The organism is Auraticoccus cholistanensis (assembly GCF_009742705.1).
In the GTDB taxonomy this organism is placed as follows: Bacteria; Actinomycetota; Actinomycetes; order Propionibacteriales; family Propionibacteriaceae; genus Auraticoccus; species Auraticoccus cholistanensis.
Map to the genome: position 1 here is coordinate 102,543 of NZ_WPCU01000005.1, position 22,603 is coordinate 125,145.

Annotated in this window: 19 protein-coding genes; 9 read left to right on the forward strand and 10 right to left on the reverse strand. The window is 73.9% G+C overall.

The window, feature by feature from the left end:
* Nucleotides 1-45 precede the first annotated feature (45 nt).
* The 3 genes from GC722_RS06425 to GC722_RS06435 all read left to right on the forward strand — a co-directional run bounded on the left by GC722_RS06425 (nucleotide 46) and on the right by GC722_RS06435 (nucleotide 2,063).
* Nucleotides 46-240 (forward strand): DUF3046 domain-containing protein, encoded by a 195-nt coding sequence (locus tag GC722_RS06425; protein WP_331714457.1) that lies wholly within the window; start codon nucleotides 46-48, stop codon nucleotides 238-240.
* 208 nt (nucleotides 241-448) lie between these two features.
* Nucleotides 449-1,504 (forward strand): recombinase RecA, encoded by a 1,056-nt coding sequence (gene recA, locus GC722_RS06430; protein ID WP_156609170.1) that lies wholly within the window; start codon nucleotides 449-451, stop codon nucleotides 1,502-1,504.
* A gap of 1 nt (nucleotide 1,505) precedes the next feature.
* Nucleotides 1,506-2,063 (forward strand): regulatory protein RecX, encoded by a 558-nt coding sequence (locus tag GC722_RS06435; protein WP_156609172.1) that lies wholly within the window; start codon nucleotides 1,506-1,508, stop codon nucleotides 2,061-2,063.
* A 10-nt stretch (nucleotides 2,064-2,073) separates the two neighbouring features.
* Here GC722_RS06435 and GC722_RS06440 read toward each other — a convergent pair whose 3' ends face one another.
* The 5 genes from GC722_RS06440 to GC722_RS06460 form a co-directional block, all read right to left on the reverse strand.
* Nucleotides 2,074-2,976 carry an amino acid ABC transporter permease gene (locus GC722_RS06440; RefSeq protein WP_156609174.1) on the reverse strand — a complete coding sequence of 301 codons (903 nt, stop codon included), beginning with the start codon at nucleotides 2,974-2,976 and terminating at the stop codon, nucleotides 2,074-2,076.
* Nucleotides 2,973-3,629 carry an amino acid ABC transporter permease gene (locus GC722_RS06445; protein WP_156609728.1) on the reverse strand — a complete coding sequence of 219 codons (657 nt, stop codon included), beginning with the start codon at nucleotides 3,627-3,629 and terminating at the stop codon, nucleotides 2,973-2,975. The genes GC722_RS06440 and GC722_RS06445 overlap by 4 nt, the downstream gene beginning before the upstream one ends.
* 112 nt (nucleotides 3,630-3,741) lie before the next feature.
* A complete protein-coding gene (locus GC722_RS06450; RefSeq protein WP_156609177.1) occupies nucleotides 3,742-4,587 on the reverse strand; it encodes a glutamate ABC transporter substrate-binding protein in 846 nt (281 codons plus the stop codon).
* A 58-nt stretch (nucleotides 4,588-4,645) separates the two neighbouring features.
* Nucleotides 4,646-5,443, reverse strand: coding sequence for an amino acid ABC transporter ATP-binding protein (locus GC722_RS06455; RefSeq protein ID WP_156609179.1), 798 nt, complete (start codon nucleotides 5,441-5,443; stop codon nucleotides 4,646-4,648).
* Between the two features lie 86 nt (nucleotides 5,444-5,529).
* Nucleotides 5,530-6,438 (reverse strand): aldose 1-epimerase family protein, encoded by a 909-nt coding sequence (locus GC722_RS06460; RefSeq protein ID WP_156609181.1) that lies wholly within the window; start codon nucleotides 6,436-6,438, stop codon nucleotides 5,530-5,532.
* A gap of 64 nt (nucleotides 6,439-6,502) precedes the next feature.
* On the opposite strand from GC722_RS06460, the gene miaB reads away from it, so the two are divergent.
* Together miaB and GC722_RS06470 are read left to right on the forward strand one after the other, a co-directional pair.
* Nucleotides 6,503-8,017 carry a tRNA (N6-isopentenyl adenosine(37)-C2)-methylthiotransferase MiaB gene (gene miaB, locus GC722_RS06465; protein WP_156609183.1) on the forward strand — a complete coding sequence of 505 codons (1,515 nt, stop codon included), beginning with the start codon at nucleotides 6,503-6,505 and terminating at the stop codon, nucleotides 8,015-8,017.
* 39 nt (nucleotides 8,018-8,056) lie between these two features.
* Nucleotides 8,057-9,565, forward strand: coding sequence for a hypothetical protein (locus GC722_RS06470; RefSeq protein ID WP_156609186.1), 1,509 nt, complete (start codon nucleotides 8,057-8,059; stop codon nucleotides 9,563-9,565).
* Between the two features lie 43 nt (nucleotides 9,566-9,608).
* Here GC722_RS06470 and GC722_RS06475 read toward each other — a convergent pair whose 3' ends face one another.
* On the reverse strand, nucleotides 9,609-9,821 hold the full coding sequence (locus GC722_RS06475) for an antitoxin (protein WP_156609188.1): 213 nt from the start codon (nucleotides 9,819-9,821) through the stop codon (nucleotides 9,609-9,611).
* A gap of 129 nt (nucleotides 9,822-9,950) precedes the next feature.
* Here GC722_RS06475 and miaA point away from each other — a divergent pair, with 129 nt between their 5' ends.
* From miaA to hflX, 3 genes are all read left to right on the forward strand, one after another.
* Nucleotides 9,951-10,880, forward strand: a complete 930-nt coding sequence (miaA, locus tag GC722_RS06480) for a tRNA (adenosine(37)-N6)-dimethylallyltransferase MiaA (protein ID WP_331714458.1) — start codon at nucleotides 9,951-9,953, stop codon at nucleotides 10,878-10,880.
* A gap of 37 nt (nucleotides 10,881-10,917) precedes the next feature.
* Nucleotides 10,918-11,763 carry a diaminopimelate epimerase gene (gene dapF / locus GC722_RS06485; protein ID WP_156609190.1) on the forward strand — a complete coding sequence of 282 codons (846 nt, stop codon included), beginning with the start codon at nucleotides 10,918-10,920 and terminating at the stop codon, nucleotides 11,761-11,763.
* Between the two features lie 135 nt (nucleotides 11,764-11,898).
* Complete coding sequence (hflX, locus tag GC722_RS06490; protein ID WP_156609192.1) at nucleotides 11,899-13,434, forward strand: GTPase HflX; 1,536 nt, start codon at nucleotides 11,899-11,901, stop codon at nucleotides 13,432-13,434.
* Nucleotides 13,435-13,447: 13 nt separating this feature from the next.
* Here hflX and GC722_RS06495 read toward each other — a convergent pair whose 3' ends face one another.
* From GC722_RS06495 to GC722_RS06505, 3 genes are read right to left on the reverse strand one after another with little or no spacing between them, the layout of a single operon-like run.
* The gene (locus GC722_RS06495) at nucleotides 13,448-14,245 is read right to left on the reverse strand and encodes a class I SAM-dependent methyltransferase (protein WP_156609194.1); all 798 of its coding nucleotides are present in this window, start codon (nucleotides 14,243-14,245) and stop codon (nucleotides 13,448-13,450) included.
* Nucleotides 14,246-14,298: 53 nt separating this feature from the next.
* The gene (locus tag GC722_RS06500; RefSeq protein WP_331714459.1) at nucleotides 14,299-15,627 is read right to left on the reverse strand and encodes a glycosyltransferase; all 1,329 of its coding nucleotides are present in this window, start codon (nucleotides 15,625-15,627) and stop codon (nucleotides 14,299-14,301) included.
* 2 nt (nucleotides 15,628-15,629) lie between these two features.
* Nucleotides 15,630-17,879 carry a glycoside hydrolase domain-containing protein gene (locus GC722_RS06505; protein ID WP_331714460.1) on the reverse strand — a complete coding sequence of 750 codons (2,250 nt, stop codon included), beginning with the start codon at nucleotides 17,877-17,879 and terminating at the stop codon, nucleotides 15,630-15,632.
* Between the two features lie 275 nt (nucleotides 17,880-18,154).
* Here GC722_RS06505 and GC722_RS06510 point away from each other — a divergent pair, with 275 nt between their 5' ends.
* The gene (locus tag GC722_RS06510) at nucleotides 18,155-20,146 is read left to right on the forward strand and encodes an ATP-dependent DNA helicase (protein WP_156609732.1); all 1,992 of its coding nucleotides are present in this window, start codon (nucleotides 18,155-18,157) and stop codon (nucleotides 20,144-20,146) included.
* A gap of 6 nt (nucleotides 20,147-20,152) precedes the next feature.
* Here GC722_RS06510 and GC722_RS06515 read toward each other — a convergent pair whose 3' ends face one another.
* On the reverse strand, nucleotides 20,153-22,504 hold the full coding sequence (locus tag GC722_RS06515; RefSeq protein WP_156609196.1) for a beta-N-acetylglucosaminidase domain-containing protein: 2,352 nt from the start codon (nucleotides 22,502-22,504) through the stop codon (nucleotides 20,153-20,155).
* Nucleotides 22,505-22,603 lie beyond the last annotated feature (99 nt).

Consider the following 22,603-nt stretch of genomic DNA (forward strand, 5'->3'; position numbering starts at 1 on the left):
CACCCCGGGTTGGGCCGGCGGCGCCTCCTCCGCCATGCTGGACGGGTGCGTGAAGCCGAGCTCTGGGAGCGCCTCGACCAGCACCTGGGGAAGGGCTACGCCCGGGTCTGGGCCGCCCAGCACGCCCTGGCCGGGCTCGACTCGCGGACGGTGGAGGAGGCCCTGGCCGACGGGGTCCCCTGCAAGACGGTCTGGCGGGCCGTCTGGGAGGCCCTGGAGCTCCCGGCGCGGGAGCGCTGAGCGCCGTCCGACACGCCGCGGCGTGTCGGCCGGGCATCGAACAGGTGTTCGGTAGGGTTCTCGGTGTGGGCGGGACTCGTCCACACCCGCCCGGTCGTCCACAGGGTCGGGGCGCAGACGCAAACTGTCAGCCGCGGCTCCTAACGTTCGGAGCAGGTGGCGCGACGGCCCCAGGACGCCCGAGGGCGAGATACGGAAGGAACCTCCCATGGCACCAGCAGTGGCAGACCGCACGAAGGCCCTCGAGGCCGCGCTCGCCCAGATCGAGAAGCAGCACGGCAAGGGCTCGGTGATGCGGCTCGGCGACGACACCCGTCCGCCGATCGCGGTGGTCCCCACCGGCTCCATCACCCTCGACGCCGCCCTGGGCATCGGTGGTCTCCCGCGGGGCCGGATCGTCGAGATCTACGGCCCCGAGTCCTCGGGCAAGACGACGGTGGCGCTGCACGCCATCGCCAACGCCCAGGCCGAGGGGGGCATCTGCGCCTTCATCGACGCCGAGCACGCCCTCGACCCCGACTACGCGGCCAAGCTGGGGGTCGACACCGACGCCCTGCTGGTCAGCCAGCCCGACAACGGCGAGCAGGCCCTCGAGATCGCCGACATGCTGGTCCGCTCGGGTGCGCTCACCATGATCGTGATCGACTCGGTCGCCGCGCTGACGCCGCGGGCCGAGATCGAGGGCGAGATGGGTGACTCCCACGTCGGTCTGCAGGCCCGGCTGATGAGCCAGGCGCTGCGCAAGATGACCGGTGCGCTGCACGGCGCGGGCACCACCGCGATCTTCATCAACCAGCTGCGCGAGAAGATCGGCGTGATGTTCGGCTCGCCCGAGACGACCACCGGTGGCAAGGCGCTCAAGTTCTACTCCTCGGTCCGCCTCGACGTGCGCCGGATCGAGACCCTCAAGGACGGCTCGGAGATGGTGGGCAACCGCACCCGGGTCAAGGTGGTCAAGAACAAGGTCGCCCCGCCGTTCAAGCAGGCCGAGTTCGACATCCTCTACGGCCAGGGCATCAGCCGCGAGGGCAGCCTGATCGACATGGGGGTCGAGGCCGGGATCATCCGCAAGGCGGGTGCGTGGTTCACCTACGACTCCGACCAGCTCGGTCAGGGCAAGGAGAACGCCCGCAACTACCTGAAGAACAACCCGGACGTCGCGCTGGAGCTGGAGCGCAAGATCAAGGAGAAGCTGGGCATCGGCCGTCCGGTCGACGAGGTGCCGGCCGGGGTCGACCCGGTCACCGGCGAGGTGGCGTTCTGAGATGACCGCGGTGCCGGGGGCGGGTGGGTCCGACCCCCGCCCCGGTCACCCGCCGGCCGAGGACGGCACCGAGCCGGGTCCCGACGCGGACCCGGAGGCGGTGGCGCGTGAGATCGTGCTGCGGCTGCTGACCGTGCGGGCGCGCAGCCGGTCGGAGCTGCAGACCGCGCTGGCGAAGCGACGGGTGCCGCCCGACGTGGCCGAACGGGTGCTCGAGCGGATGGGCGAGGTCGGCCTGGTCGACGACGCCGCCTTCGCCGAGAGCTGGGTCAGCTCGCGGCAGCAGCGGCGTCACCTCTCGACGAGGGCGCTGCGCCACGAGCTGCAGCGCAAGGGGATCGACCGCGACCAGGTCGACGAGGCCCTCGCCGGGGTCGAGCCCGAGGACGAGCACGCGGCGGCGCTGGCGCTGGCGGAGAAGAAGCTGCGCTCGATGTCGGGGCTGGAGCCGCACGTGCGCCGACGCCGGCTGGCCGGAGCCCTGGCCCGCAAGGGCTTCGGGTCGAGCCTGGTGATGCAGGTGCTCGACGAGGTCGAGCTGAGCGACGACGAGGGCTGATCCCAGGTGGTCAGAGCCGAGAACCGGGCGTCTCCACCTGGGACGCCATCGCCCCGGCGTTGACCGCGTCCAGGTTGCGGTCGGCGTCCATCGGCGCCCCGCCCCTGGAGCTGCGGCGGAGTCGCCGCTCCACCAGCTGCGCCAGGCTGGTCAGGGCGAAGTTGAGGGCGATGTAGACGACCGCCGCGAACACCATCGCCGCCACCACGTTGCCGCGGTAGGTGGCCAGGTCGTTGAGCTGCTTGAGCAGGTCGGTGTAGAGGATGGCCGTCCCCAGGGCGGTGTCCTTGAGGATGACGACCAGCTGCGACACCAGGGACGGCAGCATGGCGGTGATCGCCTGCGGCAGCTGGACGCTGGTCAGCACCTGGCCTTCGCTCATCCCGATGGCCAGGCCGGCCTCCCGCTGGCCGCGGGGCAGCGAGTGCACGCCGGAGCGCACCAGCTCGGCGATCACCGAGGCGTTGTACAGCGTCAGCCCCATCACCACGCCGAACAGCGGGGCGACCTCGCGGCCCAGCACCAGGACGTAGATCGCGATGTAGTACCAGAAGATCATCATCAGCAGCACCGGGATGGCGCGGAAGACCTCCACCAGCACGCCGCACACCCGTGACACCAGTCGGACCGGGCTGAGCCGCCCGCAGCCGAGGGCCAGCCCGAGGACGACCGAGGTCAGCACCGCGATACCGGCGGCCTTCAGCGTGTTCAGCAGACCCGGGACGATGTAGAACCGCCAGCTCTCGCCGTCGGCGAAGGGGCGCAGCTTCAACGCGGTGAACTCGTTGCGCAGCCCCCAGCCCAGGGCACCGAGCAGCGCCAGCACCGCCAGCCAGCCGAGCACGGTGATGACGGTGTTGCGTCGCCGGGCGCTGGGGCCCGGGTGGTCGAAGAGGACGCTGTTGACGCTCATCGCTGGACCGCCACCTTCCGGGAGAGCCAGGTGAAGAAGATGCCGGTGGGCAGCGTGAGCACCACGAACCCCAGAGCCACCAGCGCGAAGATGAAGTACAGGAAGTTGGGGTAGAACTCGATCATCGTCTTCATCGTGGCGGCGGCCTCGGCGATGCCGACCGTCGCGGCGACGGTGGTGTTCTTGGTCAGCGCGATCATCACGTTGCCCACCGGCGCCACCGACCCGCGCACCGCCTGCGGCATGATCACGTGGCGCAGCGAGGGCAGGAAGGGCATCCCGATGGCCCGGGCCGCCTCGGCCTGGCCCACCGGCACCGTGTTGATGCCGGACCGGAGCGCCTCGGCCACGAACGAGGCGTGGTAGACGGCGATCGCCACCACCCCCCAGAACAGGTTCTGGGTGTCCCGGCTCTCACCGAAGCGCAGACCCATGGCGTTCATCAGGCCGAAGACGCAGAAGAAGAGGATGAGCGTCAGCGGGGTGTTGCGGATGAGGGTGACGTACATCCTCGCGAAGAACTGCAGCGAGCTGAAGGGGGAGACCCGCATCACCGCGATCACGGTCCCCAGCACCAGCGCGCCCACCGCCCCCAGCACCGCCAGCTGCAGCGTCATCCAGAACGCGGCCAGCAGGTCGAACCGCTGCAGCATCTCGGCCAAGGCGGGACCTCTCTACTCGGCGCTGCCGGGGACGGTGGGCGGACCCACCGTCCCCGGCAGCCACATGTCGATCAGGGGCAGGTGTCGATCAGCAGGGAGTCGGTCAGGAGCAGGTGTCGAACTCGGGCGGGTTGACCGAGGTGTCGACCTGGAAGCCGGAGGCACCCAGCGTCTCGTCCAGGGCGGCCTGCCACTCGCCGGAGTCGACCATCGAGGTCAGCGCGGCGTTGATGTCCTCGCAGAGCTGGACGTCGCCCTTGGGGATGCCGACGCCGTAGCGCTCCTCGGAGAAGGTCTTGCCGACGACCTTGAGCTGGCCGGCGTACTGCTCCTGCGCGGCGAAGCCGGCCAGGATCGTGTTGTCGGTGGTCACCGCGTCGACGCCGCCGCTGCTGAGGGCCTGCACGCACTGGGAGTAGTTGGCGTACTCCTGCAGCTCGACGTCGGGGTACTCCTCCTTGACCTTCTCGGCCGGGGTGGAGCCGGTGACCGAGCACAGCGTCTTGCCCGACAGGGTCTCCGGGCCCGTGATCTCGGTGTCGTCGGCCCGCACCAGCAGGTCCTGACCGGCGATGATGTACGGCCCGGCGAAGGAGACCTGCTCCTTGCGGGTGTCGGTGATGGAGTAGGTGGCGAAGATCATGTCGACCTGGCCCGAGGACAGCAGGGTCTCGCGCTGGGCGGAGGGGGACTCCACGAAGGTGATCTGGTCCTCGGAGTAGCCGAGCTCGCCGGCCACGTAGCGGGCGACCTCGACGTCGAAGCCGGTGTAGTTCTCGCCCTCGCGCAGGCCCAGACCCGGCTGGTCGAACTTGATGCCGATGGTCACGCCGTCGCCACCCTCGGTCTGGCCACCGGTCTCGGCGGCCTGCTCGTTGACGCAGGCGGACAGCGGCAGGGCCACCAGGGCCGCCGCGGCGATCGCCCAGAACTTCTTGGCGGGGGTCATCAGTTCTCCTTCGTCGGTGCTGCCGCCGCACCGGACGGCACGGCAGCGGTCCAGCTGGTCAGTGGGTGAGGATCTTGCCCAGGAAGTCCTTGGCCCGCGCGCTCTGCGGGTTGCTGAAGAACTGCTCGGGCTCGGCGGACTCCACGATCTGGCCGTCGGACATGAAGACCACCCGGTTGGCGGCGCGGCGGGCGAAGCCCATCTCGTGGGTGACCACGATCATCGTCATGCCGTCGCGGGCGAGGTCGGTCATCACGTCGAGGACCTCGTTGATCATCTCGGGGTCCAGCGCCGAGGTCGGCTCGTCGAACAGCATCACCTTGGGCTCCATGGCCAGCGCCCGGGCGATCGCCACCCGCTGCTGCTGACCGCCGGAGAGCTGGGCCGGGTACTTCTCGGCCTGGTGGGCCACGCCCACCCGTTCCAGCAGCTCCATGGCCCGCTGCCGGGCCTCGGCCGGGCGCTGCCTGCGGACCTTGGTCGGCCCGAGCGTGACGTTCTCGAGGATCGTCTTGTGGGCGAACAGGTTGAACGACTGGAACACCATGCCGACGTCGGCGCGCAGCTGGGCCAGCGCCTTGCCCTCCTCGGGCAGCGCCTGGCCGTCGATCTCGATCGACCCGGACTCGAAGGTCTCCAGCCGGTTGATGGTGCGGCACAGCGTGGACTTGCCCGAGCCCGACGGCCCGATCACCACGACCACCTCGCCGCGGTGGACCGTGAGGTCGATGTCGCGCAGCACGTGCAGCGCCCCGAAGTGCTTGTTGACGCCCTTGAGCACGACCAGCGGGTCGTCCCGCACCGCGCCGCGCCCGGGCGCGGGCTCAGCCGCCTGACTGCCGTTGGAAGCGCTCATGCGTCGGAGACTATCGGCGTCACGGACGCCCGGCCCGCAGCCGACGGTTGAGATTCGGTTACGTTTCCGCCCGACGGCGGCCCGGCTCAGCGGCCGGTGATGCCCCAGGTGCCGGTGAAGACGTCCCCCGGAGCCAGCACCAGCCGCCCCTCGGAGGTGGGGCCGTCGTTGAAGGCGTCGGGACCGCAGGTCATGGGCTCCACCGCCAGGGCGATGTCGCGCCGCTTCTCGCCGGTGAACAGCTGGGCCCAGCCGAACTCCGGGCCCGCCCACATCACGGCCTCCCGCTCCCCGCGGCGCAGCACGATGCGCCACCGCCCGTCGTCGTCGCGGTGCAGGTCGGTGAAGGCGGTGTCGAGCACCCGCTGCCCCAGCTGGGCACCGTCGCGCAGGTCCTCCGGCCGTCCGTCCACCGCCGAGAGCCGCACCGGCAGCAGCCGCTCGTCGACCTCCAGGTAGGTGTCGGCCGGCAGCAGCACCGACACGTCGTCCACGGTGTCCTCCCCGACGGTCAGGTAGGGGTGGGCGGCGTAGCCGAAGGGGATGTCGCGGGGGCCGGTGTTGGTGGCGGTGACCTCCACCGTCAGCCCGTCGGCGTCCAGCCGGTGGGTGATGGTGGCCTCGACCGTGCCGGGCCAGCCCAGCTGCGGGTGCACCACGATCCGCTGGGTCAGGTGCGACTCGCCGTGCTCGACCGTCCGCCACGGCTGCCAGTTGGCCAGCCCGTGGATGGCGTTGTGGCGGTGCGGCTCGGTCAGCGCCAGCTGGTGGGTGACGCCGTCGAACTCGTAGCGGCCGTCGCGGATGCGGTTGGGCCAGGGCAGCAGCTGCTGGCCGCGGCAGCCCACCACCCGGTCCTCGGGGGCGAAGCCGGCCACGACGTCGCGGCCGCCCCGCTGCAGCACCCGCAGCGCGGCGCCGACCTCGGTCACCACCGCCCGCCACTCGCCGGAGGAGATCTCGTGCTGGACACCGGTGGGCAGGCTCGCGCTCATGGCGGCACCCTAGCGTCGCCGGCGACTCGGCTGACAGGCCCCGACCACCTACAGTGGAGCCGCCATGACCAACATCCTCTCCGAGCCCGCGGCCGCGCGGCGCAGCTACCAGGTGCGCACCTACGGCTGCCAGATGAACGTGCACGACTCCGAGCGGATCTCCGGTCTGCTGGAGGAGGCCGGCTACGCCCGCGCCGAGGAGGGCACCGAGCCCGACGTGGTGGTGTTCAACACCTGCGCCGTGCGCGAGAACGCCGACAACCGGCTCTACGGCAACCTCGGCCACCTGCTGCCGGTGAAGCAGTCCCACCCCGGCATGCAGATCGCCGTCGGCGGCTGCCTGGCCCAGAAGGACCGCAGCACCATCACCGACAGGGCGCCCTGGGTGGACGTCGTCTTCGGCACCCACAACATCGGCTCGCTGCCGGTGCTGCTGGAGCGGGCCCGGGTGCAGCAGGAGGCCCAGGTCGAGGTGGTGGAGTCGCTGGAGCGGTTCCCCTCCACCCTGCCCACCCGCCGCGAGCAGGCCTACTCGGCCTGGGTCTCGATCAGCGTGGGCTGCAACAACACCTGCACCTTCTGCATCGTGCCCGCGCTGCGCGGCAAGGAGACCGACCGGCGACCCGGCGACGTGCTCGCCGAGATCCGCGCGCTGGTCGACGAGGGCGTGCAGGAGGTCACCCTGCTCGGCCAGAACGTCAACGCCTACGGCGTGGAGTTCGGCGACCGGCAGGCCTTCGCCAAGCTGCTGCGGGCCTGCGGCGAGGTGGACGGCCTGGAGCGGGTCCGCTTCACCTCACCGCACCCGCGCGACTTCACCGACGACGTCGTCGCCGCGATGGCCGAGACGCCCAACGTGATGCCGCAGCTGCACATGCCGCTGCAGTCCGGCTCTGACCGGGTGCTGCGTGCGATGCGGCGCTCCTACCGCAGCGACCGCTACCTGGCCATCCTGCAGCGGGTGCGCGAGGCGATGCCGCACGCCGCGATCACCACCGACATCATCGTCGGCTTCCCGGGCGAGACCGAGGACGACTTCGCCGCCACCCTGGAGGTGGTGGAGCAGGCCCGGTTCGCCGGCGCCTTCACCTTCCAGTACTCGATCCGCCCGGGGACGCCTGCCGCCACCATGCCCGACCAGGTGCCGAAGGCCGTCGTGCAGGAGCGCTACGAGCGGCTGGTGGCCCGGGTCAACGAGATCGCCTACGAGGAGAACCAGGCCCAGGTCGGGCGCACCGTCGAGGTGATGTTCGCCGCGGGGGAGGGCCGCAAGGACGAGGCCACCCAGCGGATCACCGGACGGGCCCGGGACAACCGGCTGGTGCACGTCAGGACGCCGGAGGACCCGGCGCAGCGCCCCCGCCCGGGCGACCTCGCCGAGGTCGTCATCACCCGCGGCGCCCCCCACCACCTCGTCGCCGACGGCGAGCTGACCCGGCTGCGCCGCACCCGTGGCGGGGACGCCTGGGAGTCCTGGCAGACCGAGGGCCCGCCGGCGCCCCGGGCGGTCGTCCTCGGGATGCCCCAGCTCGGGGTGCCCGAGCCGCTGCCGCAGACGAGCGGCTGCACCCGCTCCTGAACCCCGGGCGGTGACCGGTCCGTCCGGCACACTGCCGCCATGGCGGTCGACGACTGGTCCTGGTTCTTCGCGTCCGAGCACGGCCGCGACCGGATGCTGCGTGAGGAGCTCGAGTCCACCAGTGCCGCCGCGCAGGCCGCCCGGGCGCAGGCCTGGCGGCTCCGCAGCCAGCTGGCGCAGGTGCAGGGCAGCATGGAGAAGCGGCTCACCGCGCTCTCGCGCGCCTTCGACGCCTACGTCGAGCTGGGGCACGTCCGCGAGCGGCTGATGGACTTCGGCGACACACGGCTGGTCCGCCGGGACGCGGCGAGGGCGGTGGAGGCGCTCGCCGCCGGCCACGTCCCCTCCCCGCTCGACCCGGCCGACTACGAGTCCGGCTACTGGCTGCTGGACGCCGTCAACGCGGTGGTCGCGGTGGCGGCCGGCCGCCGCGACCCCGAGCTCGAGGAGCGTGTCGTGCGCGGCGGACGGAGCGGGGCGCTGTTCCTGGTCGGCTGCGCCACCGCGCTGGGGCACGGGGCGCAGGTGGTCGACCGGCTGCCGGCGACGACGACCGTCGACGAGGCCTTCGACCCCGCCTCGCGGGTGCTGGCCGACGCCGCCGCCGCCGGGCTGCTGGGGCCGGCCGGGCTGGCCACGCTCGACCCGGTGGTGACCGCCGCCCTGGCGCGCGACGCCGATGGCTGGACGCAGTGGCTCCACGACGCCAGCGGCACCGACGCGGTCGACGCCCAGCTGGTGTGGCTGGAGGACCACCTGGCCGCGGACCCGGGTCCCGACGCTCCGGCCCCGCAGGACGCCGCACGCGTGGACGAGATCACCGGCCGGCTCCGTGCGCTGACCAGCTCGCTGGTGGCCGAGGGCAGCGACGAGGAGCGGGAGCTGCTCGCCCGCGCCGCCAGCCTGCGCCACCGCATCCAGCACCCCGAGGAGGAGGAGACCGCGGCCCCGGCCGAGGACGGCGACCGGGTGCTGGTGCGGGACTGGGTGCTGGAGCTGGCCCGGCAGCCGGCCTCGGCCGCCGGTCGCCAGGCCCGGGAGTGGCTGCGTGCCCCGCTGGCCGCGCTCGTCGAGCGCATCCCCGCCTCGCCGCCGCGGCCGGAGCGGACGGCGTCGGTCGTGGTCGACGGCTGGCGGATCCAGGCGGGCGAGCAGGGCGTGGACACCGAGGTGGTGCGCCGGTCCCGGGCGACGGTCCGCGACGCCGAGCTGGTCCGGCCTGCCTCGGTCACCGGCTGCTGGGTGGCCGGCGGGCTGGCGTCCCTGGTCGGGGTGCTCGTGCTGGTCGACGCGGTCGGAGCCGGCACGGCCCTGCTGGTGGCGGGACTGGTGCTCCTCGCGCTGGGCTTCCTGCTGCGTGAGCGGGCCCGCGCCGCGCACGCCCGCGAGCAGCAGCGTCAGCTGGCCGCGCTGGAGGACGCGGTCCGCGCCGCGGAGCAGGAGGCGTCGCGGCTGCGGGAGGAAGGTGCCCGCGCCGACGCCGAGCACAGGGCCAGGCGGGAGCGGCTGCTGGACCGGCTGGCCCAGCCGGTGGGCGTCACCGGCTGACGTCCACGACGGGGCGCCCGTCGCGGCCGCCCCGGCGGTGGTCTCAGGCCGGCGGGGCCGGCGGCGGCGGGGTCGTCCCGCCACGGCGCTCGTTGCGCTCGATCAGCCTGTCCACCGCGGCCTGGCCCTTGTCGACCTTGTCGGCGTGCCGGCCGCCGGTGCGCTGGTCCACGACGTCGCCCACCTTGTCCACGCCGGAGCGGAGCTTGTCGGAGTGCTGGGCGGCCAGGTCCTTGGCCTTGTCGAAGATCCCCATGGCGGTCGTCCTCCCTGTTCGTGCCGGACCGGGCCGGTGGGCCCGGCGTCGATGGCTCGACACCTCCGAGTCTGACAGGATCGCCCAACGAGCACGGGGAGGGCGGGAGTGGAGAGCGTGGACGGCGGGGTGCCGGAGCCCCCTGTGCTGAGCCTGATCGGACCCACCGCCTCGGGCAAGACGGCGCTCTCCGTCGCCGTGGCCGAGGCCCTGCGCGCGGCGGGCCGCCCGGCCGAGGTGGTCAACACCGACTCGATGCTCGTCTACCGCGGCATGGACATCGGCACGGCCAAGCCCACCGTCGCCGAACGGCGTGGCATTTCGCACCACCTGCTGGACGTGCTGGAGGTCACCGAGACCGCCAGCGTGGCCGACTTCCAGACCATGGCACGCGCGGCGGTGGCCGGGTGCCGGGCCCGCGGGGTGCTGCCCGTGCTGGTCGGCGGCTCCTCGCTCTACGTTCGGGCGGTGCTCGACGAGATGGACTTCCCCGGCACCGACCCCGAGCTGCGGGCCCGGCTGGAGGCCGAGCTGGCCGAACGGGGGCTGCCGGTCCTGCGGGAGCGGCTGACCCGGCTGGCGCCGGAGGCCGCGGCCCGGATCGAGCCCGGCAACGCCCGCCGCGTGGTGCGGGCCCTGGAGGTGGTGGAGCTGACCGGGGGCTTCACCGCCGAGCTGCCCGAGCCGCGCTACCACCTCAGCGGGGTGGTGCAGGTCGGGCTCACCCTCGACCGGGGCCTGATGGACGAGCGGATCCGGCTCCGGGTGGAGCGGATGTGGGCCGACGGGCTGGTCGACGAGGTCCGCCGGCTGGAGGCGCGGGGGCTGCGCCGGGGCCGGACCGCCTCCCGCGCCCTCGGCTACCGGCAGGTGCTGCAGCAGCTGGCGGGGGAGCTCACCGAGGCCGAGGCGAGGGAGCAGACCGTCACCGGCACCAGGCGCTTCGCCCGCAAGCAGCTCGGCTGGTTCCGCCGGGACCCGCGGATCCGCTGGCTCGAGGCCACCACGCCACCCGAGCGGCTCGTCGGCGAGGTGCTGGACCTGCTGCCGCCGAGCTGAGTTGGCCGGTGCCGGTCCGGCCGGGAGAATGGGCCCCATGCGCAGCTGGTCGTTCGCCAAGGGGCACGGGACGCAGAACGACTTCGTGCTGCTGGTCGATCCCGACGGCAGCCTCGACCTCGGCGCGGACGAGGTCCGCTGGCTCTGCGACCGGCGTGCCGGCGTGGGCGGCGACGGCGTGCTCCGGGCCGTGCGTGCGGCGGCCGTCGACGACTGGCAGGGCGACGGTGCGCTGTGGTTCATGGACTACCGCAACGCCGACGGCTCGGTGGCCGAGATGTGCGGCAACGGCGTCCGGGTGTTCGCCCACCACCTGCTGGCCGAGGGACTGCTCAGCGGCCGGCGCTTCGACATCGCCACCCGTGCCGGGGTGCGCCCGGTGGAGGTGCTCGACGGCGCGCGGTACCGGGTCGAGATGGGTCCGGTCCGGGTGGAGCCGGGGGCGGTCACGGTCACCGCGGCCACCGGCGAGGGGGAGCGGTCGTGGCCGGCCACCGCCGTCGACGTGGGCAACCCGCACGCCGTGGTGCTGCTGGGCCCCGCCGACCCGCAGCTCGCCTCGCTGGAGCTGCACGTCGCGCCCCGCTGGCGGCCGGCGGACGTCTTCCCCGAGGGCGTCAACGTCGAGTTCGTCCGCTCGGTGGGCGAGCGGCACCTGCAGATGCGGGTGCACGAGCGCGGCTCGGGCGAGACCCGCTCGTGCGGCACCGGCACCGTGGCCGCGGTCGCCGCCTCCGCGCGGTCGGTCGGCGCGGCCGTCGGGACGTGGCGGGTCGACGTCCCCGGCGGCACGGTAGAGGTGGAGCTCGCCGAGGGCACCAGCTACCTCACCGGGCCCGCCGAGGTGGTCGCCCACGGCCAGGTGCTGCTGCCCACCGGCTGAGCCCGCGCCCGACCGGTCCGCGGGCCGGTGTGCCCCGGGTGTCGGTGGGTAACGTCCTCGGATCGAGAGGACCACGCACGGGCCGCCGGAACCACGTCGCGCCGGCCGGGGCGGGCGTGAGACGCTGGGAGGAACATGACGGCTCTGCACAGGCACCACGACGACGGCGACGACCTGCCGCGCGACAGCTCCACCCGACCGCTCGAGGACGACCTCGACCTCGACGACCTCGCCGAGGACGGTCTCGACCCGGACGGGCTGGCCCCGGGCCCCCTCGACCCCGACGACTACGACGACGCCGACGACCCCGACGGCGACCAGCTGGACCTGGCGGAGCGGCACTCGCTGCGCCGGGTGGCCGGGCTCTCCACCGAGCTGTCCGACGTCACCGAGGTCGAGTACCGCCAGCTCCGGCTGGAGCGCGTGGTGCTGGTCAGCGTCTGGACGACCGGCAGCCAGGTCGACGTCGACAACTCGATGGCCGAGCTCAAGCTGCTGGCCGAGACCGCCGGCTCGCAGGTGCTGGAGGGGCTGGTGCAGCGTCGCCAGCGTCCCGACCCGGCCACCTACATCGGCCGCGGCAAGGTGGACGAGGTGCGCGAGGTCGTGGTCGCCACCGGCGCCGACACGGTGATCTGCGACGGCGAGCTGACCGCCGCCCAGCTGCGCAACCTGGAGGACCGGGTCAAGGTCAAGGTGGTGGACCGCACCGCCCTCATCCTCGACATCTTCGCCCAGCACGCCCGCAGCGCCGAGGGCAAGGCGCAGGTGGAGCTGGCCCAGCTGCAGTACCTCAAGCAGCGGCTCCGGGGCTGGGGTGGCAACCTGTCGCGCCAGGCCGGTGGACGCGCCGCCGCCGGTGGCGGCATCGGCGGCCGCGGCCCCGGTGAGACCAAGCTCGAGACCGACCGCCGGCGGATCAACACCCGCATCTCCCAGCTGCGGGCCCGGCTCCGCGAGCTCGACGCCACCCGCGAGACCAAGCGCGCCGAGCGGGTCCGCAACCGGGTCCCCTCGGTGGCCATCGTCGGCTACACCAACGCCGGCAAGTCGAGCCTGCTGAACCGGCTGACCAGCGCCGGGGTGCTGGTGGAGAACGCGCTGTTCGCCACCCTGGACCCGACCACCCGCCGGACCGAGACCGCCGACAGCCGCGTCTACACGCTCACCGACACGGTCGGGTTCGTCCGCCACCTGCCGCACGACCTCGTCGAGGCCTTCGCCTCCACCCTGGAGGAGACCGCGAGGGCCGACCTGCTGCTGCACGTGGTGGACGCCTCCGACCCGGACCCGGTGGGCCAGATCACCGCCGTCCGGCGGGTGCTCTCCGACATCGGTGCGGCCCAGGTGCCCGAGCAGATGGTGTTCAACAAGGCCGACCTGGCCAGCGCCGAGACGCTGACCACGCTGCGGGCGGCCCACCCGGACGCCGTGGTCGTCTCGGCCCGCACCGGCCAGGGCATCGACGAGCTCCGCGCCACCGTCGAGCAGCGGCTGCCGCGGCCGGAGGTCGAGGTGCGCGCACTGGTGCCGTACTCCCGGGGCGACCTGATCGACCGGATCCACAGCGCCGGGGAGTTCATCACCAGCGAGCACACCCCCGAGGGCACCCAGGTGGTGGCCCGGGTGCACGCCGACCTGGCGGCCGAGCTGGAGCCCTACCGCAGCTGAGCCGAGCCGCTGGTCACCGCACGGTGACCAGCAGCTCGGCGTGCAGCAGCGAGAACCAGCCGTCGGGCTGCTCGGCCCAGCGCCGCCAGCCGTCGGAGATCCGCTGCAGGTGCTGGCGGGTGGTGTGCTGCTCGACCACCGCCTGCTCGGCCATCGCGGAGTCGACGATGCGGTCGGCCCACATGCCGCCCCACCACCGGCGCTGCTCCGGCCCGGCGTAGCACCAGGTGCTCGAGGTGGCCTCCACCTCGGTCAGGCCGGCCTGCCGGGCCCAGCTGAGCAGTCGACGCCCGGCGTCCGGCTCGCCGCCGTTGCGGCGGGCGATCTGCTGGTACAGCGACATCCAGTCGTCCAGCTCGGGGGTGGGCGGCCACCAGGTGAAGGCGGAGTAGTCGGAGTCGCGGACGGCCACCAGTCCGCCCGGGCGGGTCACCCGCGCCATCTCCCGCAGCGCCTGCACCGGGTCCGCGACGTGCTGCAGGACCTGGTGGGCGTGCACCACGTCGAAGGAGTCGTCGGGCAGGTCGAGGGCCTGGACGTCCCCCACCACCAGGTCCCCCTCCACGCCACGTGCCTCGAGCCCCGCCCGGGTGTGGGCCAGCGCCGCCTCGTCGGCCTCCAGCGCGGTCACCCGGCCGGGGGCCACCAGCTCGACGAGGTCGGCGGTGATCGTCCCGGGCCCGGCGCCGACGTCGAGCAGCCGGTCGCCCGGACGCAGCCGGGGGAGCAGGTAGGCGGCGGAGTTCTCGGCGGTGCGGGACGCGTGCGAGCGCAGCACGCTCTCGGCGTGTCCGTGGGTGTAGCGGGTCATGCTCGGACGGTAGCCGCCACGGCCGTCCCGTCCCAGCCGTCTCGCCCGCCGGTTCAGGCCACCGAGGCCACCGGGGGCGGGGGCAGCACGGGGCCGAAGAGGGCGTCGAAGACCGCGTGGCGGTCGAAGCCGAGCGCGTGGCTGCGGGCCCGGGCCCGGGCCGCGCGGCGCTGCTGCGGCGTCCAGTCGCACACCACCTCGTCCAGCGCGGCGCGCAGCGCCCGGGGGTCGGAGGCCGGCACCAGCACCGCGGTGTCGCCCACCGCCTCCGGGATGCCGCCGGTGGGGCAGGTGACCACCGGCCCGCCGCCGGCCAGCATCGACTCGACCAGGGCGATGCCGAAGGTCTCCACGAACTCCGGCTGCGGCCTGCTCGGCAGCACGAAGGCCGCGGAGCCCGCCATCAGCGCCGACTTCTCGTCGTCGTCGACGTCGGTCAGCACGTCGATCCGGTCCGCCAGCCCCGACGCCTCGACCCAGCCGCGCAGCTCGGCCTCCTGCGGACCGCGGCCGGCCAGCACCAGCCGCACCCGCTCGCTCGCCCGGCTGCCGACGTAGGCGGCCACCAGGTCGTCCAGCCCCTTGGCCGAGGCGAGCCGGGACAGGAACAGCACGTACCCGCCGGCCACGAGCCCACGGGCGCCCAGCACCTCGTCGGCCCGGTCGGCGTCCAGCTGCAGGTAGGCCGACGAGTCCACCGCCGGGTAGGACACCCGGACCCGCTCGGCCAGCTGCTCGGCGAACCGCGTCCCGGTGGCCGCGTCCAGCCGCGCCGCCTCGCCGACGACCAGCTCCTTGGTGTACTCCGACACGGCGACGCAGTGGTCGTTGTCCAGGTAGGTGGACAGCACCTGGATGGCGGCCCCGTAGCGGCCGGAGGCCACGCAGTCGCGGACGACGTTGGTGACGTCGGAGCCGACGGCCTCGGCGATGGTCACCAGCTCCGGGGCCGCGCCCAGCCGGCGGGCGGTCCGCGCCGCGTCGGTGACCGCCGTGGCGTGCGGGCTGAGGTACAGCGACATGGCGTGCGTCGGCACGCCGTCGGTGAACAGCTCCACCAGCCGTCCGGTGAGGCCGGCGAGGTGGCGCCCGTCGGGCACCCGGTAGTCGCCGACGGGCTCGGGACGCTCCACGGTGATGCCGGGGCTGTAGGGCTGGACGTGCTCCAGGGGCTTGAGCGGCAGCCCGCTCTCGACCAGCCGGTCGAGGGTCCAGGTCAGGATGCGGACGTCGGTGTAGCCGCGGGTGAGCGCCACCTCGGCCAGGCAGCGTGCCTCGCCGGAGTGGCCGCAGATCACCGGGTCGGCCCGGACGACGAGGACGAGACGCCGACGGGGGCCGTCGGTGGACTCCGCGGCTGCGGGGACGGGAAGGGAGAGCACGGTCACCTCCAGGGTGGGGTCGGGGACGGACGGGGACGGGATCGGGGACGGGCGGGGACGGGGTCGGAGACGGAGGGGGGACGGTGGCCGGTGCCCCAGCCCGACGGCCGGGGACCGAGCTCGACGGCCAGGTGGGACGCCCGGCGGAGCTCGGTGCCGGTCAGCCAGGTGCGGGTCAGCGGGTGGCCGTCGAGGCTCACCGAGCGGACGTGGTTGGTGGGCGAGCCCGGCTCCGCCGGCTGGAGCCCGCCGGCGGTGACCAGCAGCTCCCCGTCGCCCAGCCGCAGCCGGGCCTCGGGCACCGCCGGGGCGCCGAGCAGCACCAGGTCCTGCCCGGCGACCGGGAACAGCCCGAGGCTGGCCCAGACGTACCAGGAGCTGAGCCCGCCGGAGTCGTCGTTGCCGGGCAGCCCGCCGCGCCCGGTGCCGAACTGGTGCACCAGGACCTGCTGGACCACCTCGCTGGTGCGGTCCGGCCGCCCGGCCCAGTGGTAGGCCCAGGGGGCGTCCACGTCGGGCTCGTTGTTGAGGCCCTCGAACCGGCCCAGCGCGTACCCGGCCGCCAGCTCCTCGGTGGAGGGGCCGACCCCGGGCTGGCGCACCGGCGGCTGCCCGAAGCCGAAGAAGCGGTCCAGCAGGGTCACGAAGGCGGTGTCGCCGCCGGCGAGCTCGATCCGCGCCCGCATGTCGTGCAGCAGCCGGAAGGAGTAGTTCTCCCGGCCGCCCTCGTAGAAGGAGGAGTCGACCAGCAGACCGGTGCTGGGGTCGAAGGCGCGCCGCCAGCCCTCCGCCAGCCCGCACAGCCGGCCGGCCAGCTCGGCGTCGCCCAGCCGTCGAGCCACCACCGCCGTGCAGGAGTAGCCCAGCGCCAGGTCCAGGGTGTGGCTGACCGGGTGGGCCACCCCGCTGACCAGGTAGTCCTCGCCGTAGCTGCGGCGCAGGTCGGCCTCCATGTGCACCATCGCCCACTCCCAGTCGATCCCGGGGAGGTCGAGCCGGCACAGGTCGGCCAGCAGGGTGTGGGCCAGCGCGCTGCCCTGCCGGGAGAACCGGTCGGCGCCCTTGGCCATCCGGTAGCCGATGGGCAGGTTGCCCTCCTGCTCGCAGACCGACAGCAGGGCGTTGGCCAGCTCCACGGCCCGCTCGGGGAAGAGCGCGGTGAGCAGCGGCAGCTGGGTCCGGTAGATGTCCCACATGGTGCAGATGTCGAAGACGAAGGGGCCGTCGGTGGGCCAGGCGGGCGACTCGTCGGGGGCGAAGCAGGGCTTGACCATCGAGTGGTAGAGGGCGGTGGCCAGCACGGTCTGCTGCTCGCCGGAGACCGGTTCGACCTGGACCCGGTCCAGGTGGCTGCGCCACACCTGGGTGGTGGCGCTGCGGCGCCAGCCGAACGCCGGTGCGCGGCCGCCGCTGTCGGCCGCCAGGTTGGCGCGAGCCTGCTCGCAGCCCCGCAGCGAGAACCCGAGCCGGATCTCGACCACCTCACCGGCCGCCGCCGGGCCCCGCCACATCAGGCCGAAGGAGCGCAGCGTGGTGGAGCGGATGTAGTCGAAGTCGAGCCGGGTGCCGCCGGGCATCAGCCGCCGGTCGTACCACAGCAGCTGGCGCCAGCCGGGGCTGGTGACCTCCAGGTGCACCGACAGCGGGACGCCCTCGACCAGGATCTCGCCCTGGGCCACGCCCGGGCCGAGCAGCGCCAGGTGGGCCCTGAGCGGCACGGTCTGGCTGTGCGGCAGCGCGAGCCCGCCCATCGAGGCGTCGACCACCAGCCGGGCCTCGTGGTGGCTGGGGAAGGTGTAGCGGTGGACCGCGGACTTGGGCCCGACGGTCAGCTCGCAGCGCACCCCCGACTCCAGGGTGCCGGCCCAGTACCCGGGAGCGGCCTCCTCCTCGCTGAGCCGGTAGGTCCGCCCGAGGGAGTCCAGCGGCTCCACCATCGGGGTGACCCGGAAGTAGTTGTAGTACTTGCGGATGGCCCCGGTGCCCGACTGCTGGAAGTGGGTGAAGCCGCTGGCCACCAGGTCGTCGTGGACGGTCGGCGGCACGCCCTCGGTGTTGAAGTCGTAGCGGCCGTAGCCGGTGGGGTAGGCGCCGGAGTAGGGGCACACCGAGACCATCCCGAAGGGGTGCGTGGCGCCGGGGTGGGTGTTGCCGATCTGCGGCTTCGGCCACCACCAGGTCGCGGCGAGGCCCGAGGCCGGCGGCAGCCGGGTGGCCTCGGTCCCGATGAAGGGGTCGACGGCGTCGTACACCCTGCACCCCCTTCCCGACCGGTCGTGCCGCCACGCTAGGCAGCGGGTGTTTCGCGGGTGTGTCGTGCGCCGATCCAGCCGGTTACGGCTCGCCGGACGTGCGGGTGCGGGGGTGTGCACACGCGCGGGCGTCGGGCGGCCGGAACGGCTACGGTGAAGCGGTGCCCGCACAGCCCTCGTCCGACCGTCCCGCCCGCACCGGGGCCGGTCACCGGGAGGTGCTGGCGGCCGCCGTCGGTGGGATCTCCGGTGACGAGCGTCCCGGGCAGGTGGCCATGGCCGATGCCGTCGCCGCCACGCTGTCGACCGGGCAGCACCTGCTGGTCCAGGCCGGCACCGGCACCGGCAAGTCGCTGGGCTACCTGGCCCCGGTGCTCAGCCACCTGGCGGCCCACCCCGACGACCGGGTGGTGGTGGCCACCGCGACCCTGGCGCTGCAGGCCCAGCTGGCCAGCAAGGACATCCCGGCCGCGCTGGACGCCGTCGAGCGGGTGACCGGCCGCCGTCCCCGGCACGCGGTGCTCAAGGGCCGCTCGAACTACGCCTGCCTGCTGCGGGTCCGCGACCAGGTCATCGACGACCAGGACGCGCTGGTCACCGGGGCGGATCTGCTGGCCCAGGCCGAGGGCGCCCGCCCGACCACGGCCGACCCCACCCCCGGCGGACCCGGCGCCGGTCCGGGCTCGTCCGCGCTGGGTGCGCAGGTGCTGGCCCTGCGGGAGTGGGCCGAGGAGCAGGCGGGCGGCGGTGGGCTCGCCGACCGCGACGACGCACCGAGCCACGGCCCCAAGGCCTGGGCGCAGGTGTCGGTGCCGGTGCGCGAGTGCCTGGGCGCCGCCCGCTGCCCGTGGGGCGAGGTGTGCTTCGTGGAGAAGTCGCGTGAGAAGGCCCGTGAGGCGGACCTGGTCGTCACCAACCACGCGCTGCTGGCCATCGACGCCATGCACGGCGGCACGGCGCTGCCCGAGCACACCGCGGTGGTCATCGACGAGGCCCACGAGCTGGTGGGCCGGGTCACCGGTGCGGCCTCGGGCGAGCTGTCACCGGCGCACCTGGAGCGGGTGGCCCGGCGCTGCCTCACCTGGCTCGACGACGACCTGGGCGGGGAGTTCCTCGACACCGCCGACGTGCTGCGGGAGGCGCTGGAGGAGGCGGCCCCGGAGCGGCTCACCGACCCGGACCACCCGGTGGTGCAGGCGCTGCGGACGGTCCGGGACGTGGCCCGCCGGGTGGTCTCCGCGATGGGTCGCGGCGAGGGCGGTCAGTCCGGCGAGGTCGACCCGGAGCAGCGGCAGGCGGGTTCGGTGGCCAAGGAGGTCTTCGACCTCGCCGAGCGGATGGCCGCCCTGGCCGAGGCCGACGTGGTCTGGGTGCTGGACCGCGAGCGCGCCGGCCGGGAGCTGCGGGTGGCCCCGCTCAGCGTGGCCGGGCTGATGCGCAGCCACGTCCTCAGCCAGCACCCCACGGTGCTGACCTCGGCCACCCTCCAGGTCGGCGGCGACTTCACCGCCACCGCCGCCTCGATCGGGCTGCAGACCCGGGAGCGCACCGACGACCCGACCCGGGCGCCCACCGAGGAGGTGCTGTCGTGGCGGGGGATCGACGTGGGTTCCCCCTTCGAATACCGCCGGCAGGGGATCCTCTACGTGGCCGAGCGGCTGCCCCCGCCGCGCCGGGACGGGATCACGCCCGAGACGCTGACCGAGGTGGCCGAGCTGGTGTGGGCGGCGGGCGGGCGCACGCTCGGGCTGTTCGCCTCCCAGCGGGCGGCCGAGGCCGCCGCGGCGCACGTGCGCCGCGAGCTCAAGGACCACACCGTGCTGTGCCAGGGCGAGGCCCAGCTCTCCGAGCTGACCCGCCGCTTCGCCGAGGAGCCGGAGACCAGCCTCTTCGGCACCGTCTCGCTGTGGCAGGGCATCGACGTCCCCGGTGACACCTGCGAGCTGGTCATCATCGACAAGCTGCCCTTCCCCCGTCCGGACGAGCCGCTGATGCAGGCACGCCAGCAGGCGGTCACCGAGGCCGGCGGCAACGGCTTCATGCAGGTGGCGGCCACCCACGCCGCGCTGCTGCTCGCCCAGGGGGCCGGGCGGCTGATCCGCCGCGCCACCGACCGCGGGGTGGTGGCGGTGCTGGACCCGCGGCTGGTCACCGCCCGCTACGGCGCCTTCCTGCGCTCGACCATGCCGCCGATGTGGACGACCACCGACCGCGAGGTGGCCGTGCAGGCGCTGCGCCGGCTGCAGGAGACCCGCCAGGCGTCCTGAACCGGCTCAGCCGGTGGTCCAGATGCCGATCTCCCAGATCGAGTAGCCCCAGTCGGAGGCGCGCTCGACCCCCTGCACGCGGACGAAGCGGACCGGGTCCGGGTCGTCGGTGCGCAGCACGTCCAGGGCGCAGCTGGTCTCGTCCACATCGGCGACGTCGGTCCAGGTCCGGCCGCCGGCGGAGGTCTGCAGCCGGTACCGGGTGGCGCAGGCCGCCTCCCAGGTGATGGTCACCGCAGCCACCGGCACGGGCTCGGCCAGCTCCACCTGCACCCAGGCGGCGTCGTCGTAGCCCGAGGCCCAGCGGGTGCTGCGGTCGCCGTCGTTGACGTGACGGGCGGCCAGGTGCGGCAGGTCCTGCTCGACGCTGGAGGCCGTGGCGGTGCCCTCGGCGGCCACGTCGCGGACGGCCCCGAGGTCCCACAGCTCCAGGGCCAGCCCCGCCTCCACCAGGAACACGTCCAGCACACCGTCGGCGATCCGGACCGGCGCGGCGCCCCAGGTGTTCTCCGGCGGCTCGACCCGCACGGCGGCGGCCTGCCGCTGCAGCTGCTCCGACCGCCCGGCCAGCGCGGCGGCCTGCTCCTCGTCGCCGTCCAGACGGGCCTGCAGGGCGTCCAGCAGGGCCAGCGTCGCCTCGCCCCAGAGCCGGGTGGCCGTCAGCCAGGGCTCCGCGTCGGAGACGAACCCGGGGTCGACGGAGCCGGCGGCGATCGTGGCGGGGGCCGCGGTGATCGCCTCGGCGTGCTCGCGGAGCTGGGCCACCGCCTCGCTGCGCCGGCCGGCCTCCCAGTCGGCCCAGAACTCCTCCAGACGCCCGCTGAGCACCGGCGCCTGCGGCTGCCAGGGGGTGCCGAAGCTGGGGGCCAGGTGGTTGAGGTCGCCCAGCACCAGCAGCGCCTCGGTGGCGGCCTCGTCGTCGCCGGCGAGGTAGCGCATAGCCTCACGCCAGCTGCGCTCCGGGTCGTAGCCGGTGTCGTTCCAGGTGAAGTCGGCGACCCCGAAGACCGCCACCTTGCTCGCGGAGGCCTGGTTCATCGGGTTGGAGACGATGCCCGCCAGGTGCTGCGACAGCCCGGGCTCGCGCTGGGCGTAGGGGGCGAGCAGCAGCCGCCCGCTGGTCTGGCCGTAGTCGTTGACCGGGTAGTTGTCCCACAGGAAGGGCGGGCCCCCGAACACCTGGGCCGCCCGGTCGGCCTGCTCGGTGGTGACCTCCTGCGGCACCACGCCGACGCCGGTCCACATCACCACGACGTCCTCGTCCATCCCGCGCAGGGCCTGCTTGTAGGCCGAGTCCTCGGTGTCGGAGTACTCGGTGGGAACCATCTGCAGCGGGTGCGCCCCCTCGGAGGTCTCGATGAACTCCCGCTGGATGCGGTCGAGCAGCCTCGCCTGCGCGACGCCGGCGGCAGCCGGACCGGGAGCCCCGAAGGTCTCCTCGTCGGCCTCGCAGTTCCAGCGGGCGTAGGCGATGTCGTCCAGCGGGACCGAGAAGGCCCGCACCCCGGCGTCGTACATCTGCTGCAGCTTGGCCACCAGCGCCCGGTGGTCCTCCTCGGCGGAGTAGCAGACCGTGTTGCCGGGGGAGAGGGCGAAGGTGAAGCGGACGTGGTGCGCGGTCGCCTCCTGCACCAGCTCGCGCAGCTCGGCCAGCCGGTCGGCCGGGTAGGGCTCGCGCCACAGCTCGCGGTGGTAGGGGTCGTCCTTGGGGGCGTAGATGTAGGTGTTGGCCTTGACGTCACCGTGGAAGGCCATCTGGTCCAGCCGCTCCTGCGGCGTCCACGGCTCGCCGTAGAAGCCCTCGATCGTGCCGCGCAGCGGCATCGAGGGCCAGTCGCTGACCCGCACCGCCGCGAGGCGGGCCCGGGCGCCGTCGCCGACGACCAGCTGACGCAGCGTCTGGACGGCGTAGTACTGCCCGGCGGCGTCGACCCCGCCGAGGGCGACCGTACCCAGGCCGCCGCCGCGGCGGTCGACCCGCAGGGCGTACCCCTCCGGACGGTCGGGCACGTCCACGTCACCCAGGGCGGCGGCCACGTCGGGACGGTCGGCCGGGCCCAGCAGGAACCGCAGCGGGGCGTCCGTGGCCTCGGTGACGACCTCGACCCGGGCGGCCGAGTCCGCCAGCACGTCGACCAGCAGGTCGCGGGCGGCCGGGTCGGTGGTCTCGCCGACGACCACCTCGACCCGGCTGGGGAGCACGGTGTCGCGACCCTCGCGGGCGATGTGCTGCGGGGCCGGTGAGACGGTGGGCAGCGCCCCCTCCGGTGGTGCGGCGGCGGCAGGAGGGACCAGGGCCAGCGGGGCCAGCACCAGGCCGAGGGCGAGCGCGGACAGGGCACGCAGACGGTGCGTCATCGTTCCTCCGGAGGCGCCGCCGGTGGGGGGTGGGGGTGGGGTCGGCGGCTGCCAGCAGTGAACCGGCCGCCGCAGCGCGACGTCAAGGGCTGCCCGGAG